This is a genomic window from Alteromonas ulvae (assembly GCF_048987005.1).
Taxonomy (GTDB): domain Bacteria; phylum Pseudomonadota; class Gammaproteobacteria; order Enterobacterales; family Alteromonadaceae; genus Alteromonas.
Genome location: NZ_CP185261.1, coordinates 3,818,228 through 3,836,221, shown reverse-complemented (window position 1 = coordinate 3,836,221; position 17,994 = coordinate 3,818,228). Strand labels below are relative to the sequence as shown.

The 17,994-nt window shown below is 43.0% G+C and carries 12 protein-coding genes; all 12 read left to right on the top strand.

The annotated features are described in order from the left end of the window. The first annotated feature begins 25 nt into the window (after positions 1-25). The 12 genes from ACOJR9_RS16580 (at position 26) to ACOJR9_RS16525 (ending at position 17,897) form a co-directional block, all read left to right on the top strand. A complete protein-coding gene (locus tag ACOJR9_RS16580) occupies positions 26-3,046 on the top strand; it encodes a glycosyltransferase (protein ID WP_420934004.1) in 3,021 nt (1,006 codons plus the stop codon). Positions 3,047-3,157: 111 nt separating this feature from the next. Next, positions 3,158-4,561: a hypothetical protein gene (locus ACOJR9_RS16575; protein WP_420934003.1), complete on the top strand. Its 1,404-nt coding sequence runs from the start codon at positions 3,158-3,160 to the stop codon at positions 4,559-4,561. Between the two features lie 8 nt (positions 4,562-4,569). After that, on the top strand, positions 4,570-5,730 hold the full coding sequence (gene alr, locus ACOJR9_RS16570; RefSeq protein WP_420934002.1) for an alanine racemase: 1,161 nt from the start codon (positions 4,570-4,572) through the stop codon (positions 5,728-5,730). Between the two features lies 1 nt (position 5,731). After that, positions 5,732-8,539 carry a glycosyltransferase gene (locus ACOJR9_RS16565; RefSeq protein WP_420934001.1) on the top strand — a complete coding sequence of 936 codons (2,808 nt, stop codon included), beginning with the start codon at positions 5,732-5,734 and terminating at the stop codon, positions 8,537-8,539. Between the two features lie 126 nt (positions 8,540-8,665). After that, complete coding sequence (gene glmS / locus ACOJR9_RS16560; RefSeq protein ID WP_420934000.1) at positions 8,666-10,498, top strand: glutamine--fructose-6-phosphate transaminase (isomerizing); 1,833 nt, start codon at positions 8,666-8,668, stop codon at positions 10,496-10,498. 69 nt (positions 10,499-10,567) lie between these two features. Next, complete coding sequence (glmM, locus tag ACOJR9_RS16555) at positions 10,568-11,908, top strand: phosphoglucosamine mutase (protein WP_420936158.1); 1,341 nt, start codon at positions 10,568-10,570, stop codon at positions 11,906-11,908. A gap of 14 nt (positions 11,909-11,922) precedes the next feature. Further along, complete coding sequence (gene rfbA, locus ACOJR9_RS16550) at positions 11,923-12,807, top strand: glucose-1-phosphate thymidylyltransferase RfbA (protein ID WP_420933999.1); 885 nt, start codon at positions 11,923-11,925, stop codon at positions 12,805-12,807. Between the two features lie 132 nt (positions 12,808-12,939). Then, positions 12,940-13,485 carry a dTDP-4-dehydrorhamnose 3,5-epimerase gene (rfbC, locus tag ACOJR9_RS16545; RefSeq protein WP_420933998.1) on the top strand — a complete coding sequence of 182 codons (546 nt, stop codon included), beginning with the start codon at positions 12,940-12,942 and terminating at the stop codon, positions 13,483-13,485. Positions 13,486-13,512: 27 nt separating this feature from the next. Next, a complete protein-coding gene (gene rfbD / locus ACOJR9_RS16540) occupies positions 13,513-14,376 on the top strand; it encodes a dTDP-4-dehydrorhamnose reductase (protein WP_420936157.1) in 864 nt (287 codons plus the stop codon). A gap of 169 nt (positions 14,377-14,545) precedes the next feature. After that, the gene (gene rfbB, locus ACOJR9_RS16535) at positions 14,546-15,628 is read left to right on the top strand and encodes a dTDP-glucose 4,6-dehydratase (protein ID WP_420933997.1); all 1,083 of its coding nucleotides are present in this window, start codon (positions 14,546-14,548) and stop codon (positions 15,626-15,628) included. A 687-nt stretch (positions 15,629-16,315) separates the two neighbouring features. Beyond that, positions 16,316-16,654: a helix-turn-helix transcriptional regulator gene (locus tag ACOJR9_RS16530; protein ID WP_420933996.1), complete on the top strand. Its 339-nt coding sequence runs from the start codon at positions 16,316-16,318 to the stop codon at positions 16,652-16,654. Next, on the top strand, positions 16,644-17,897 hold the full coding sequence (locus ACOJR9_RS16525; RefSeq protein WP_420933995.1) for a type II toxin-antitoxin system HipA family toxin: 1,254 nt from the start codon (positions 16,644-16,646) through the stop codon (positions 17,895-17,897). The genes ACOJR9_RS16530 and ACOJR9_RS16525 overlap by 11 nt, the downstream gene beginning before the upstream one ends. Positions 17,898-17,994 lie beyond the last annotated feature (97 nt).

Sequence of the window (17,994 nt, the reverse complement as noted above, 5' to 3'; positions counted from 1 at the left end):
AATTTCATAAACAAAAAGTATCGCCATGGACTTAGCAAAAGATAGATTAACTGAAGTCGCATCTAGCCTAGCTGCATTTGAACTCAACCCTATTAAACGCAACATCGCTGGTCGAATTGCATATATCGTTAGTCATGGTGCTAGTTATGCAAGCAATGGCTATGCGATAAGAACCCAAGGTGTAGCTGAAGCGTTAAACATGAAAGGCTTTGAAACGTTGTGTTTCGTTCGCCCTGGCCGCCCATGGGAATTGGATGAAAGCGCGAACGTTAACACTCAAGAAGTTGTAAATGGCGTTCGCTATATCCATGCAGGCAAAGACGGAATTTTTTTGCCTGAAAGTGAAGAAGAATTTTTGCGTAAGTCTGTAGATTACTATGTACAAATGTTTCAACTATTTCGCCCGCAGTTCGTTATGGCTGGCAGCGATTATAAAGTAGGTTTACCGGCGTTAGTGGCTGCCTCTCAATTGGGGTTGCCTTTTTTCAACGAGGTGAGAGGTTTTTGGGAGTTTTCTCAAGCCACTCGTGAGCCTTCATATGTTGATTCAGAAGAATATCTAGCACAGTCAATTCGAGATACTTATGTAGCAGCTCATTCTGCGGGAGTATTCACGTTGAATGAGACAATGAAGCAGGAATTGATAGCGCGAGGTGTACAGAGCGATTTAATTCAGTTGGTGCCCAACGGGCTTTCAAGCATCCCTCAGTCAAACATAGATTCGAAGGCGCTACGCTCAAGTCTAGGTATCGATGTTAACGACAAAGTAATAGGGTACATTGGAAGCTTCAATACTTATGAAGGCATCGAAGATCTTATTGAAGCTGTGGCTCAACTAAATGCGACTGAACAAACTGTGAAGCTGTTGCTTGTTGGCGATGCTTCAGCAATCAACAAACTTGGTGCAAGCAACGATTCAATAGGTTCGGCACCTTGGCTGATAAAAACAGGAAGAATTCCGCACGGCGACGTAATCAAATACTTCTCTGTAATAGATACTATTGTTATTCCCCGTAGAAATGAGCAGGTCTGTACGATAGTGCCTCCTATGAAGATAGTTGAGGCTATCTCTTTTGGTAAAAAGGTAGTGGTTTCAAATGTTCCTCCGCTTCAAGAGTACGCAGATAACTACGACTCGGTAATAAATTTTAATGCTGGCAATGTTGAAAGTCTTCTTTCAGCGCTGAAGCTTTCTGTATCTCTTCCAGTACCACAGCCTGTTACCTATTTACTCTTCTCAAATCATGTTGAAGTAATGGTAAACGAGTTTAATAAGTGGGCTGAGAAAGATAACGCGAAGAAAAGCGCGTCTAATGCCGTCATGCTGAAGAGCCCTGCTTTTGATATTAAAAAGCCAAAAATTAAAGCTATTTCCATTATGGATGAAATATCTGAAGAGTGCTGGCGATATGAAATGACAAGCTATCCGATTAGCAGGGCTAACTACGCAGAACAAGTTGCTTCATCTACGGCAAACTTCTGTTTCTTAGAAAGCTGTTGGAAAGGCAATAGGGGCACCTGGGAGTATGCATTTACTTCACCGGGCTTGAAACATAACAATGCTCAAGCTTTGTTAGACCTAATTCCTAAAGTAAAGCAAAAAATGCCAATCGTGTTTTGGAACAAAGAAGATCCAATGCACTACGATAAGTATCTGCCAATAGCGAAATATGCAGACGTTATATTCACAACCGATTCGGAAAAAGTCGATAACTATAAAGCTGACGTGCCTGAAGCGGATGTTTATGCTGTGCCGTTTGCCGCGCAACAGAAAATTTGCAACCCATCAGGACGGTTCAAATCAGAGTCTGAGTCAGTATGTTTCGCCGGCTCGTATTATGGAGTGGGGCACGACGAGCGTAAACGTCAAATGGATGCGCTACTACCTTCAATCATTGAATTCGAAGGTGCTATTTACGACAGAATGTCGAAGATAGACAGCGACAGGTACAAGTTTCCGCCACAATATGCACCGTTTATACGCGATGCCGTACCTTTTACCGAAGTTGTGCAGTTGTACAAGCGATTTAAAGTATTCTTGAACGTAAACACAATAGTCGAGTCACCTACAATGATGTCGCGTCGTGTTTATGAGTTGCTCGCTTGCGGCACACCTGTTGTATCTACTCCTTCAAAAGCAATTGAAGAACAGTTCTCAGGCATAGTACAAGTTGCAAAAGATGCCGACGAAGCCAATGTGATTATTGAACGCTTGTTGACTGACGAGCACTATTGGGAAAAAACATCTCATCTCGGCTATAGAGAAGTTATGACCAAGCATACCTACGCTCACCGGTTAGTTAATATTGAAAAAGCGATAGGCATCAACAATGAGCGAGAAGCGCCACTAGTTAGCATTATTACTTGCACAAGACGGCCTGAAATGATTGATCGTATTGTAACCAATATGGCGCGCCAAAATCATGCGAACATTGAACTTATATTGGTACTTCAAGGGTTCAGTCAATCTCAGTCAGAAGAGTTAATTGGTAAATTAAAATCTGTCGACTCTAATATTAAGCGTGTTACAGCAATCATTAACGATAGTGAAGAAACGCTTGGCGAGCGATTCAACAAAGCTGCAGAAAAAGCGAACGGCGAATATATCGCCAAAATGGATGATGATGACTTCTATTTCGCTAATTACCTGAAAGATATGTTAATACCATTTACGTTTGGTGATTATGCCATGGTAGGGAAGAAAGAACTCTATATGTATCTGTCGGGCTCTCAGAAACTGATAAAGCGCTTTCCAGGCATGAAGCATCAAACAGCTGATTTCGTGGCAGGTCCTACGTTCGTTATTAAAAAAGAAGTGTTTGATAAAGTAAAATTTGAGTCCAGAAATACTGGGGAAGACAGCTCCTTCGTTAGAAATCTTAAAACTGCTGGGTATAATATTTACGCTGCAGACCCGTTTAATTTTATTCAGTTCAGAGCAGATCCCAAGAGTCACACCTGGGTCGTTCCTGACGAAGAGATTTTAGCTGGTAGTCAAACAGTCGAAGTAGCAGATTTTCTTGATGAAAGCAAAGTGGATTTCTAATGTCATAGTGACGAACTATCAATGAACAATAACTGAGTATGTGATTTGAACTCAGTAGCAGTACATATTATTAGGAGCGCTTTCATTAGGCTTGTTTATTAAGGGGGAAAGTTGAACGGAAACAATGTTTACGCCAGAGGGTATATTGTAAGTAATGAAAAACTTGAACTACCAAGTGGTTTAAGTTGGTCTATGAGCAATGTAGGTGGCTACTTCTTTTACACGCATAGTAAGACTGCCTTCAACATTTGGTCGTCGGGTGCGAAAAGTGTGGTCATTATTGGGCTTGCTACTGATATTGATGATGTTTCGCTTACCACTCGAGAAATTACGAGCAAGGTAAGTGAAATTTACGAGAACTCAGGTTACTCAGAAGCTATAGAGTATGTCGCTTATTTAGGCGGCCGCTTTATTTGTTTCTTAATCGAAAGCGATAAGAGTATGCAAATAATTCCAGACTGCCATGCTACATATGCATGTTATTACTCGCAGTTTGCTAGGCCTGTGTTTTGTTCGCATATTAATCTACTTGCAGAAGTTGAGGGTAATGAAGTAAATGAAAATGCTAGAAGTATTGTAAATTCTAAAGAGTACGTTTCTCCTGGCGGAAAGTACTATCCTGCTTTAATGCTTCCTTTTAAGCAAACAGGGCTCATCTTCGCAAACAGTAAATTAATTCATAACTTCAAAGGCAAAGAAATAATAAGCGAGCGATTTTATCCTTTTTCGCATAGCGCCTTTTCTATCTCAAACGTGGATACTGAGAAAGTTAACAAGTTTAACAGGGTTTTGGGGAAGAACTTACGAGCTATAGTTAAAAATACTGTTTTTCATATCTCTCTCACGGGGGGGAACGATAGTGGTGTAACCCTATCTGCATTATTGAGAGAGAAGTTAGAGTCACAAGCCAAAGCGTTTACATATTTCAACGCTTCAAGAGCATCAGATATGGCTGAAGACGTTTTTGAGGCGTCGAGAAGAGCGTATAAAGCTAAAATTTCACACAAAATAGTAGAACTTAAGCCACTTGATATATCGTCTGACTTCCATAAGCAATACTCTAGCTCTTTTAGATTAGGTGCGAGATACCCTAGTTTGGCAAGAGCTTATTATGAAGACCTTCCCCACGACATACTTAGTTTAGTATCAACTTGTTCTGAAACTGGAACTGCTTTCTATATGGATCGAAGTGATGTGGATATCTCAGCTAGGTGTTTAGCTGCCAAATTTACTACGTCAAAGATAAAAAATAATCCAGACGTAATAAAAAGCTTTGAGGAGTACATCGAACATACCATGTTCACCAAAGAAAAGCTGGCTGGCTTGGATTTTTATGATGTTTTCTATTGGGAACACCGCAATGCTAAGTGGGCCTCTTTGTGGTATTCGGAGGCTGACTTGTCTCACTTTACTGTTGTACCTTTCAACCAACGTACGTTAATTGAATTAATGCTGTCTATTCCACTAGAGCAAAGATCAAACAAAGAATTGTTAAAGCGTTCAATGAGTAGTTGATAGTGTAAATGAGTTCTTTAATATCTGATGATTCTTTGAATCAAGTGTCTCTCTCTGAGAGCTTTCGTGAAGCATGGGTAGAAGTCAATCTCGGGAATATTCGACATAATATTCAGCAAGCATTGACTATTTCTAAATGTAAGGCTTTTTTTGCAGTAGTGAAGGCCAACGGATATGGTCACGGTGACGTGGCTATATCTTCAATAGCGCTGTCTTCTGGTGCGAAAAAACTATGCGTAGCTACGTTGGACGAAGCATTACGATTGAGAAAGTATTTTCCGAATGCTGAAATTCTTATCTTAGGTGCGGTCGCTCACGAGTATATCTTTATTGCAGCTGATAACAATATAGAGCTAACCGTTATCGACATGCAGTTTGCGAGAGCACTTCGAAAATTCAAAGGTAAGTCTCTTAAAGTACATCTAAAAGTTGATACAGGGATGAATCGCCTTGGCTTAGTAGGAAAGAGTGAAATTCTTGAGGCCGACCGGATACTCAACAATAATGAATGCTTAATCAAGGAAGGTATTTTTAGTCACTACCATAGTGCAGATAGTGCCGATGAATCGCATACTCTCTCACAACTCACTAAATTCAAAGGTCTTGTCGCTCAACTTGATTTGAACAGTTATCGTTATGTACATATTTCCAACAGTGCTGGGATGGTAATTGTTAATAAAGATGAAAGTATTAGTTGTGGCCGACTGGGAATTTTGATGTACGGTATTAACCCTAGCCCTCGCTCAAATGCGCTCAATGATTTTAGACCAGCATTTTCACTCAAAGCTAAAGTAGTTCATATAAAGCAATTAGAACAGGGAGAGTCAGTGGGATATTCGCGCGGCTTCGTTGTGACTAAGAGAACAATGATTGCAGTCCTTCCAATCGGGTATGCTGATGGGCTTTGGCGTTACAACGAAGGCAAAAGTGTATCAATCAAAAATGTTCGTTATAAGATAGTTGGTCGTATTTCCATGGATCAATGCATGATTGAAATTGATTCACGAGTTAGTGTTGGTGACGTGGCTACACTCTATGGCGAAGAAATTGATTTATCGAAAAGAGCCGAAGAATTGGACACAATACCTTATGAGTTAATATGCGGGATTTCTAGTAGAGTGCCCCGACGATATATCAATGCTCCACTTGGGTTGTTAGAAAAACAATAACATGATTATCAAATTTTTTGACGAAAGTTGGTATTTAGCGTCCTACCCTGATGTGGCAAATGCGGGTATAGATGCGCTAACACACTATAAAAAATTCGGTATTAAAGAGGGGCGACTTCCTTGCGCCCTTCCAGTATTGAGTGACATACGAGCGCTTTGGGGCGCACCTCATTCAATCGACAATGACTCTATAATTCGTCTGCAAGAGCACATTAAAGGTGAAGGGCCTAATGGCGCCTACGCGTTAGCTAACATCTCCTCGTACTATCATTCTTTAGGGGCCTTCAAAGAGGTCATCACCTTAATAGAGAGCAATACAAAACTACTCACTTCATTCCCAGAACTTATAGCAGAGCAGGGGGGGTATGTTGTCGCGCTTGAAAGCTATGTAAAAGTCGGTGATATCAAAGGTGCCGAAAGGGCATTGCGACGATGGGAAGCCGTTTTCTCACCAACTGAGTCTTTAATGGCGCGCTCTTTACTCGAGAAAAAGTACGGGAAAATAAAGCGACTAAATCAGATTTATTCATCTGAGCATTTGGAAAATGTAGAAATTGTCGCCGAAGATCGAGCTTTGTTCGATAGTCTCGGTAGTAGTAAAGAAACAAAGCTGTTTCATAAACTTAAATCCTCTGTTTTTCCATTTCACAAGGTTTCAGTTGTTGTGCCAATATTCAACGGGGCAACAACCGCAGCAACAGCGCTTCGTTCTTTGTGTGCACAAACCTGGGCAAATCTTGAAATAATTATTATTGATGACTGCTCGACGGACAATACTTTTGAGCAATTGAAGGTGCTTGCGGAGCAAGATGCAAGGATAAGTGTTTATAGGAACAAAACCAATAGAGGTGCCTATTTCACGCGTAATCGAGGCCTATTTTTAGCGACCGGTAAGTTTGTTACGGTAATGGATGCTGATGACTGGGCTCATCCTCAAAAGGTAGAAAAACAAGTTTGGCCACTTATCTGGAGGCGAAGTCTGGCGGCCTCCGTATCGCATTGGGCAAGATGTAATAACTCGTTGGAATTTACTCGACTTAGGCCTCAAAATGGATGGGTACATAGGAATGTATCTTCCCTGATGGTGCATAGGAAAATAGCTGTAGAACTAGGCGGGTGGAATAATGTTAAAGCCAATGCAGATACAGAATTTTATTATCGTCTACAAGCGCTTAAAGGTGCAAATAGCATAAGAGAGGTGCTGCCCGGTATACCGCTTTCACTTGGAAGAGTTAGTAGGTCGTCACTTACTCAGCAATCGAGTACACATCTTATTACCCAGTACGGCGGCGCTAGAAAACAGTATATCGATTTTGCGAGAGCATGGCATAAAAATACAAACGATCTAAGCATAAAAAGCGGTGATCACAATGTAGGCTTACCTTTTCCCATTCCTCCCGTATTACTGAAAAACGCCGCTAATAACGCTAACGAAGTTAATGAAGCCAAATATAAACGTTGGCTAACGGCATTGGATGAAGAGTGGTATTTATTGTCTAACAAGGATGTTAATGCTCAAGGTATCGGCATACACGAGCATTTCTGGCAGAGCGGAGAGGCAGAAGATAGAGCGCCATCTCCATTTTTTATACCAAGCGCTTATAAATACTGTTTACCTCAGCACGCTAAGCAAAAAAGCCCAACATGGCATGCTTTGATAAGCGGATGGGATTTTACACGGCCTGTAAATATCCCGGGAGATGCGAAAAATACGTCGGGGCGTCATATCGTACTTGTTGGTCATCAAGTGACATCTCAAATATTTGGTGCCGAAAGAAGTCTTCTCGATATGCTCTATGCATTAGGAAATGCGGGATATAAAATCACCTTGATTTTGCCTTCTGCGATGAATGCAGATTATGTAGACAAGTGCAGGCAACTAGTCGCAAGTATTCAATTTTTGCCTCTGCCATGGTTTAGAAAGTCACGTAAAACAAGCGATGACTTAGTAAACTATTTGTCTAACTATTTTACGGAAAATGCTGTGGCTGCAGTGTATGTCAATACAATAGTAATGCACGAGCCATTAATTGCCGCAACGCAAAATAACATTCTGAGTATCGTCCACGTTCGAGAGCTTCCAGAATACGACCCAGACTTGATGAAAATATTGGGCGAAACACCAGAAGAGTGCAGGCAGCGTTTGTTTAAGAACAGCAAATTCTTCATCGCCAATTCTAGAAAAACTGAGAGTTGGCTCAACGCACCTACGCGCACATCTGTTGTTTATAATAAGGTCTGTTACCCTCAATCTCCAACGCGAATTGCGCCAACAGAAATGCTTAACGTATGCATGGTGAGTAGCAATATAAAGAAAAAAGGTATTAACGACTTTTTTGAAGTAGCAAATTTATGTAGCGCCAACAACAATATTCAATTTAATTTATATGGCCCTATTACTGATGAAGTTAGGAAAGCGCAGAAAGAACTCAATTCTAGCAATGTTACTGTACACGGCTACGTCTCAGATGTGAGTTACGCATTGCAGCAAAATCATGTTGTGTTGTCACTTTCATGGTTTGAAGAGTCTTTCGGCCGAACTGTAGCAGAGGCAATGTTACATGAGCGAGTGGTAGTTGGATATGAATGGGGCGCGGTTCCGGAGTTGATAGACGAGGAAACAGGTGTGTTGGTTGAATACAGAAATGTTAAAGCAGTAGCCAATGCACTTGAACATCTTCAGAAAGACAATGAGCTTCTCGTTGTTAAAGCAAAAAAAGCACGGATAAATGCTACCGAGCGTTTCTCCGTTGAAGTTTATAATTTAGAACTAAAAAAAGCTTTAGAAAATTTTTACACTAATTCATAGGTTTATTCGTTGAACGTGCTTCATTTTGACTTAAGTCAACTCAGTTGGTTGCCTAAAGTACAGCATGCTTTAGAATATGCGCCCTAAATTTATAATAATGAACTTGCGAAGTGCGGAGTAAGTGAAATGTGTGGAATAGTAGGCGCAGTAGCCGAAAGGAATGTGGTTGAAATACTACTAGAAGGGTTGAGAAGGTTAGAGTACAGAGGCTATGACTCTGCTGGCGTAGCCTTGTTAGACAAAGAGGGCAATTTAAAGCGCATTCGCAAAGTTGGTAAGGTCAAAAACTTGGCTGAAGCTGTAGAAAATGAGACCGCATTGGGAACAACTGGTATCGCTCATACTCGATGGGCTACCCACGGCGGCGTAACTGAACATAACGCTCACCCTCACTTTTCCTCAAGCCGTGTGGCAGTAGTGCACAACGGCATTATCGAAAACTATGTTCCACTGCGCAAAGAATTGATAGCCAAAGGATATACATTCTCAAGCGACACCGATACAGAAACCATTGGGCATGTTGTGCATGAAATGCTTAAGAGTGGTAACTCACTTATAGAAGCAGTGCAAAGTGCTGTGAAATACTTTACAGGTGCATATGGCACGGTGGTTATCGACAAAGAAGACCCAGATAAAATGGTTGTAGCCCGGTCTGGAAGCCCCCTAGTGATTGGACTTGGCTTGGGTGAAAACTTTATTGCATCCGACCAATTAGCACTTTTACCCGTTACGCGCCGTTTTATTTTTCTTGAAGAAGGCGATGTCGCGGAGGTAACTCGCCGCGAAGTTATTATTTTTGACAAAGATGGCGAACGGGTTGAACGGGAAATTGTAGAGTCTACTGTTGAGCACGATGCGGGCGATAAAGCTGGCTACCGCCATTACATGCTTAAAGAAATTTATGAACAACCTGCTGTAATAAGGAATACGCTCCAAGATAGAATAGATAACTTGCATAATGTCGATGCGCTGTTTGGAGAGGGCGCAGAAAGTATTCTCAAACAAGTAAAGCATGTGCAAATTATTGCCTGTGGTACTAGCTATCATGCTGGTATGACAGCTCGCTATTGGCTTGAGGAGTTTGCCAATGTCTCCTGTTCGGTCGAAATTGCCTCAGAGTTTAGGTATCGCAAGTCTGCTGTTCATCAACAAAGTTTGCTTGTTACTATTTCTCAAAGCGGTGAAACGGCAGATACCTTAGCTGCATTGCGTTTGGCTAAAGAGCTCGGTTACATGTCGGCGCTCACCGTATGTAATGTGCCTGGTTCGTCGTTAGTGCGCGAGTCTGATTTAGCGTTTATGACGTTAGCTGGCGCTGAGATAGGCGTGGCATCGACCAAAGCGTTTACTACCCAATTAACCGCATTTCTAATGCTTACTCTGGCTTTAGGTAAGTTTAATGGTCTTGAAAGTGAACGAGAGCAAAAAATAGTTTCCGCAATTAAAACGCTCCCCGCCAAAATTGAAGAGGCACTAAGCACTGCTGAAGTTATTGAAAATTTGGCAGAAGAATTTGCTGACAAGCATCATAGCTTGTTTCTTGGCAGAGGCGCACAATACCCCATCGCTATGGAGGGGGCATTAAAGCTGAAGGAAATTTCTTATATACACGCAGAGGCTTACGCGTCTGGCGAACTCAAGCACGGGCCGCTTGCCTTAATCGATGAGGCGATGCCAGTGATCGTGGTCGCTCCAAACAATGAGTTGCTCGAAAAACTAAAATCGAATGTTGAAGAAGTACGAGCTCGTGGCGGCATTATGTATGTGTTTGCAGATATTGATGCACACTTCGAAAGCGACGAGACAATGCGAGTAATTAATATACCGCACTGTGAAGATATAATTGCACCAGTCGTATATACCATTCCATTACAGTTACTTTCATATTATGTCGCCCTAATAAAGGGGACAGACGTTGATCAGCCGCGTAATTTAGCAAAGTCAGTCACTGTTGAGTAACTTAATTAAGTATGATTTTAAGGCCATAACTTAATGAGTTATGGCCTTTTGCATTTATAGGAAAAAATGATGTCTCAGAAATTTTTTGGCACAGATGGAATTCGTGGCAAAGTGGGTGAGTTCCCGTTAACACCAGATTTTGTAATGAAACTGGGTTGGGCAGCAGGTGTTGTACTAGCAAAAGACGGCACAAAAGAAGTGCTGGTGGGAAAAGATACTCGGGCAAGTGGCTACATGCTGGAATCTGCACTTGAGGCTGGGCTATCCGCCGCTGGAGTGAGTATAGCGCTTGCTGGGCCAATTCCAACGCCTGCCGTGGCGTATTTGGCCTCTACTTTTCGAGCTGATGCAGGGGTGGTGATAAGTGCATCCCATAATCCGTACTACGATAACGGGATAAAGTTTTTTGCTCGCAGTGGAGCAAAGCTGAATTCAGAACAGCAGCAAGCGATAGAAGATAAGCTACACTATGCGCTTGAAAATGGGATTGACTGCGTAAGTTCTGAAAATTTAGGTAAGGCGCGGCGAGTAGAAGACGCTGCTGGTCGTTACATAGAATTTTGTAAAGGCACTTTCTCGAGCGACCTAAGCTTGGAAGGCCTTACTATAGTTGTGGATAGCGCAAACGGAGCCGCCTATAAAGTAGCACCCAGTGTATTTGAGGAGTTAGGGGCTTCGGTCATTAATATCGCCAATACGCCAAATGGCATTAATATAAATAACGAGTGTGGCGCCACGTCGCTAGGGTTACTGAGCGATGCAGTAAAAGCCAATAATGCTGACTTGGGTATTGCGGTAGACGGTGATGCTGACCGAATCATGTTTGTCGACGGAAATGGTGAGGTGGTAGATGGCGATGAAATTTTATTTTTGATAGCCAGAGAAGCTAAGCAAGCGGGTTACAAAGGTGGTGTTGTTGGTACGCTGATGAGTAATTTGGGCTTAGAGCATGCCTTAAATGAACTGGATATTCCTTTTGTTCGCACAAAAGTGGGTGATAGATATGTCGTCGAGAAACTTAATGAAACTGGTTGGCGAATTGGGGGGGAAACCTCAGGCCATATTTTAAATTTAGACTACGCATTTACCGGGGACGCAATCATTGCTGCACTGCAGGTTTTAACGGTGGTAGTGAAAAGTGGTTATCCTTTAGCTAAATTGAAAGCGGGTATGACAAAGTTACCTCAATGCATGGTAAACGTAAGACATGAGAATTTAGATTCTGTGTTAGAGCTTCCCAAGGTTAAGCATGCCGTTGCTGACGTGGAAGCGCAACTTGGTAATAGTGGTAGGTTGGTTTTAAGGAAGTCTGGCACGGAGCCTTTAATTCGTGTAATGATAGAGGCTTCAAATGAGGATGTTGCTAAAGAACTGGCCACCAGACTTGCAGCGTTAATAAAAGAAAGCTAACAAGGAAATATGCAATGAGTAGAAAGGGGATAATTCTAGCAGGCGGTTCAGGCACACGACTTCACCCGTTAACTAAAGTGGTGAGTAAGCAACTTATGCCTGTGTATGACAAGCCCATGATTTTTTACCCCCTTGCTACGTTAATGATGTCGGGGATTAAAGATATCCTCATCATTACCACCCCTACAGAGCAGCAGCGCTTTATTGAGCTTATTGGTGATGGCAGCGATTTTGGCATTAACGTGCAGTATGCTGTGCAGCCATCGCCCGACGGACTCGCGCAAGCCTTTCTTATTGGGGAAGACTTTATTGGCAACGACAGCTGCACCCTTATTCTTGGTGATAATATTTACTACGGCCACGATTTAAAGCTTTCTCTTCAAAAAGCCCATGCACAAGAGCAGGGTGCTACCGTATTTGGCTACCATGTAAACGACCCAGAGCGTTATGGCGTGGTCGATTTCGACGACGACTGGAACGCGCTTTCTATCGAAGAAAAACCGGCTAAAGCAAAGTCTAACTATGCGGTAACTGGCCTGTATTATTACGATAATCGCGTAGTGGATTTTGCTAGGGAGGTTAAGCCTTCACATCGTGGCGAGTTAGAAATTACTGACCTTAATAACTTGTATTTGCAAGACGGAAGTTTAAAAGTAGAGCTGATGGGCCGCGGCTCTGCGTGGTTAGATACTGGTACGTTAGACTCTTTGCTTGATGCGGCCAACTTCGTTGCTGCCATTGAAAAACGCCAAGGATTAAAAGTGTGCTGCCCAGAAGAGGTGGCTTACAGAATGGGTTACATTACTGCTGATAAACTTGCTGAACTAGCAGCGCCACTTAAGAAGAGTGGATATGGTGACTATTTGCTCAAAGTGCTTAACGATAGAGTGAAAATTTAAAGCGTACAACACAAAAGCGACTGTCTGGTTTTTGGCAATTACTGACAAAATACCAAACGCCGCTAAGCATCGCCAAGCGCCGCAACAGAGTAACGTTCAAACCTAGCTAAGTACCAACCAAGTGGAACCTACATGCAAGTTATAACTACTGACATCCCCGACGTAAAAATAATAGAACCCAAAGTATTTGGCGACGAACGGGGCTTTTTTCTAGAAACCTTTCGCACCGATTGGTTTAAAAAAGAATGTGCCAACGTTGATTTCGTTCAAGACAATCATTCAAAATCCAGCCAGGGTATTTTGCGCGGCCTGCACTATCAGCTAGAGCAAACCCAAGGTAAATTGGTTCGTGTTGTAAGCGGCGAGGTATACGATGTTGCGGTAGATATGCGCAAAAACTCACCTACTTTTGGGAAATGGGTTGGCGTTGTGTTGTCGGCTGAAAACAAGCGCCAGCTTTGGGTGCCTGCTGGGTTTGCCCATGGGTTTTATGTTACCAGCGAATCTGCCGAGTTTGTGTATAAGTGCACCGACTATTACCACCCAGAGTCTGAAGTGTCGGTTAAGTATGACGACCCTACCTTAAGTATTACGTGGCCGCTAGTGAACGGTGAAAAGCCTTCGCTTTCTGGAAAAGATGAAAACGGCACTGCGTTTGTTGACGCGCCTACGTTCTAAACTAGCTAGTCATTTTAAGGATTAATGATGAAAATTGTAGTTATTGGTAATGCAGGGCAGTTGTCGTATGAACTGGTTAGGATCTTAGGCGAAGATACTATTTGTTTAGGCCCTGAAGATACCGACATTACAAAAGAAGACGTGTTGTCGAAAACCCTGTCTCAGCTTTCTCCAGATGTGATCATCAACGCTGCTGCTTACACAGCGGTTGATAAAGCCGAAGACGATTTAGCGTTATGCCACGCCATTAACGCCACAGCCGTAGAAAACTTGGCGAAGTATTGTAAGCAGGCTGGTGCGTTTTTAGTGCATGTCTCTACCGACTATGTGTTTAACGGCCATAAGGGTTCTCCTTATTTGCCTAACGACCCAATAGAGCCGCAGGGCGCTTACGGGAAAACAAAAGCAGACGGCGAAAAAGCATTGTTAGCGCTGCTGCCAAATGCCAGCTGTTTAATTCGCACTGCGTGGGTGTATTCGGCTCATGGGAATAACTTTGTGAAAACCATGCTTCGCTTAATGGCTGACAAACCACAGCTTACGGTAATTGACGATCAAATAGGTACGCCTACATGGGCCAAAGCCTTGGCAGAGGCGTGTGTAAGCGCCGCTAAGAATAAAACGGCCGGTGTGTATCATTGGACAGACGAGGGCGTAGCCAGTTGGTACGATTTTGCATTGGCTATTCAAGAGCTTGGCGTTGAGAAAGGGTTGTTGAGTAACGCTATTCCTGTGTTGCCTATTCCTACTAGTGCATATCCAACGCCAGCGAAGCGCCCCCATTACAGTGTGTTAGATAAACAAACTGCACGCGAAGCATTTGCTTCTTGTAAGCCTACGCACTGGCGCAAGCAATTATCGGCCATGATGGATGAGTTAGTGGATGAGTGAGTTGTTTGTTGACCAGATGTCATTAATTAAAGGCTCAGCCGAAGACTTTCTAAAAAATATTAGTTGGCAATTACGCAATGATCGCTTCTATCTAGATAAGTAACGTTGGTAAACAACCTAGGTAAACGATGTAGGTGGCTATAACAGAATTTATTTGAGAAAAAGATAAATGAGCAAAACAATATTAGTAACAGGCGGAGCAGGGTTTATAGGCTCTGCGGTAGTGCGTCACCTTATAAACGATACCGACCATGCAGTGGTTAATTTAGATAAGTTAACGTATGCGGGTAATTTAGAGTCTTTGACTTCAGTGTCGAATAGTGACCGCTATAGCTTTGAGCAAGTTGATATTTGCGATGCTGACGAAGTAGGGCGCGTACTTAACGCCCATCAGCCTGATATCATAATGCATTTGGCTGCGGAGTCTCATGTAGACCGTTCTATCGATGGCCCCGGTGAATTTATTCAAACCAACGTAGTGGGTACTTACACACTGTTAGAGCAAGCGCGCGCATATTGGTCTGCCTTAGATGGTGATAAAAAAGCCGGTTTTAAATTTCATCATATTTCTACCGATGAAGTGTATGGCGACTTGCCACACCCTGACGAGGTTGAGCCAGGCACAGAGCTGCCTTTATTCACTGAAACCACGCCTTATGCGCCAAGCTCGCCTTACTCTGCCAGTAAAGCCAGTTCCGACCAGCTAGTACGTTCGTGGCTTCGTACTTACAAGCTACCTACGCTTGTTACAAATTGCTCGAATAACTATGGGCCGTATCATTTCCCAGAAAAGCTAATACCGTTAGTTATTTTAAATGCGCTAGCGGGCAAGCCGCTGCCAGTGTATGGCAAAGGTAATCAAATTCGCGATTGGCTGTATGTAGAAGACCATGCTCGTGCGCTTGTGCTTATAGCGCTTAACGGTGAAATTGGCGAAACGTACAATATTGGCGGCCACAACGAGAAGCAGAACATTGAAGTAGTGCAAACTATCTGCTCTATTTTGGATGACGTTCAGCCAAAGAGTAGTAAGTACGCAGAGCAAATCACTTACGTGCAAGACCGCCCAGGCCACGACATGCGCTATGCAATAGATGCCAGTAAAATTCAGCGCGAACTTGGCTGGAGCCCACAAGAAACGTTTGAAAGTGGCATCCGCAAAACCGTGGAATGGTACCTAGCTAACGAAAGCTGGTGGAAAGCTGTATTAGACGGTAGTTATCAAGGCGAGCGTTTGGGTGCAGGTAGTTAGTACCGAGTACAAAGTAATATGCCATATAACAAAGCCGCAGTAAGTTGACTGCGGCTTTTCTGTATATACGACGGTTTTTTCCCGAAAAAATAGAGCATTTTGCAACAAGCCAAAACTAAGTCGCAATCCACTTCCGCCCTTGCACGTCGGTGGACCTTGGGAATAGGCCGAGCCGACTGGTTACATTGAACATAGAGCTAGTCAAAAGTAAAGTTTCGGATTTTAAGCTTGAACAGTTCGATGAATTGCTGACTAGTTTGTTGGAGAGGTTGCCAGAGCTTGTGAGAAGCGAAAGATTTATTGAAGAGATGAGGCGCTTCTTGCCAACTGATGTGTATGGTAGAACGTTAGCGTTAGAGAAATTCCAAATTTATTTGAAAAATACATTGGTGGCGTTATTCAAAAATGTACAAAATGAGTTATCAGGTCAGAAAGTTACTACAGAATTCAAGATGTAAGAGGCGGCGAACCTGATTAGAATCTGCGTGTATGTTATCGAGCTTAACCAGTATTTTTAAATAAATATTTGGATTAAAAAATATTCACCAAGTATGCGTCACATATAGTACATAAGCGTCTCAAATGCTCTATACACAGTGCAATAAACTATCGGTAAGTTTGACTAATTTATTCTCGTGCACTATACATAAGTCATAAAGCCATTAAATGTTCTATATGTGACACAAAATGCCAAAATCTACAGTCAGAGCTTACTCCCGTTACGCAGAAGAAGCGCTAACATTGTTGGCAAAGCGCATTCGCGCCTCAAGACTCGAGAAAAAGATAAGTGCTCAGGAAGTTGCCGATCGCGCAGGTATTTCCAGAGGAATGCTTTCCCGCATAGAAAAAGCAGATCCTAAATGCGAGATAGGAGCAACCTTTGAGGTAGCAAGAATCGTCGGTGTGACGCTGTTTGAGGCAGAGCCTAGTCGACTTGCCATGCAGCTAAAGCAAGTTGAAGAAAAGCTGTCACTACTGCCTAAAAGCGCCCGAAAAACGAGTAAGGAAGTGATAGATGACTTCTAAACAGGATTATAAAGAAGCTTTTGTATGGATGTGGCTGCCCGAGGAAACTCAGCCTATCGTGGCAGGTCGTCTCGCACCTCATGGCGATAATTTGGTCTTCAACTATGGTAAAAGTTACTTAGAGAGAGTGAAGGATGCAGTACCTATCTATGAACCTGAACTCCCCCTGCGCCCTGGTACACTCCCGATATTAAACGGTCTCAGTATGCCCGGGTGTATTCGTGATTGTGCTCCAGATGCATGGGGCAGGCGCGTTATTATCAATCGCCGGTTCGGACATAGAGGCGGTGATATCGATACGGCTCAGCTAGATGAGCTAACCTATCTTTTGGAGTCGGGGTCTGACCGTATTGGTGCGCTAGATTTTCAGCTTTCCCCAACTGAATACGTGCCGCGCTCTGCGAAGAATGTCACCATGGAGGAATTAGTAGAGTCGGCAGAACGGGTTGAAAAAGGTATACCGTTAACGCCAGAGCTAGACCAAGCCCTGTTTCATGGAAGCTCGATTGGTGGCGCTCGCCCTAAAGCGCTGATTGAAGAAGATGGAACAAAGTACATTGCAAAATTTTCTGCCAGTAATGATATCTACAGTGTCGTTAAGGCTGAATACATCGCCATGCGATTGGCCAAGCTGGCAGAACTCAATGTGGCGCCGGTCAAATTAACCAAAGCCGCGAAAAAAGATGTACTACTGGTAGAGCGGTTTGATCGTGTGGCTTCAGAGGAAGGCTGGACAAGAAAGTTTATGGTGTCAGCACTTACCCTGTTTGCACTAGATGACATGATGGCGCGGTATGCTAGCTATGAGACTTTGGCAGAAATCGTTCGACACAGATTTACAAAACCGAAAGAGACACTTCGGGAGCTGTTTTGCCGACTTACATTTAATGTTCTTTGCGGCAATACAGACGATCATGCTCGCAACCATGCAGCGTTCTGGAATGGCCACACGCTAACATTAACACCAGCCTATGATATTTGTCCTCAGGGGCGTACCGGAAATGAAGCTTCTCAGGCCATGCTGATTGCAGGAAACAATAAAATGAGCCAACTTGCGACATGCCTTCAAACTGCGCATAACTTTCTGTTATCACAAGATGATGCTAAGGCTATTTTTGAACACCAAATTCATATAATAGAAGATAACTTTGATGCCGTCTGTGCCGAAGCTGATCTGACTGAAATCGATAAGCGGTTGTTTTGGCGGCGGCAGTTTTTAAATCCTTTTTCCATAACGCAATAGCATACAGCCAGCTCTGCCCGTTTTATCGAAATCTTCCGAGAAATTCCTTTATCCGACAGGTAGCAAAACAACAAAAGCTTAATAAGATGGGCATAAC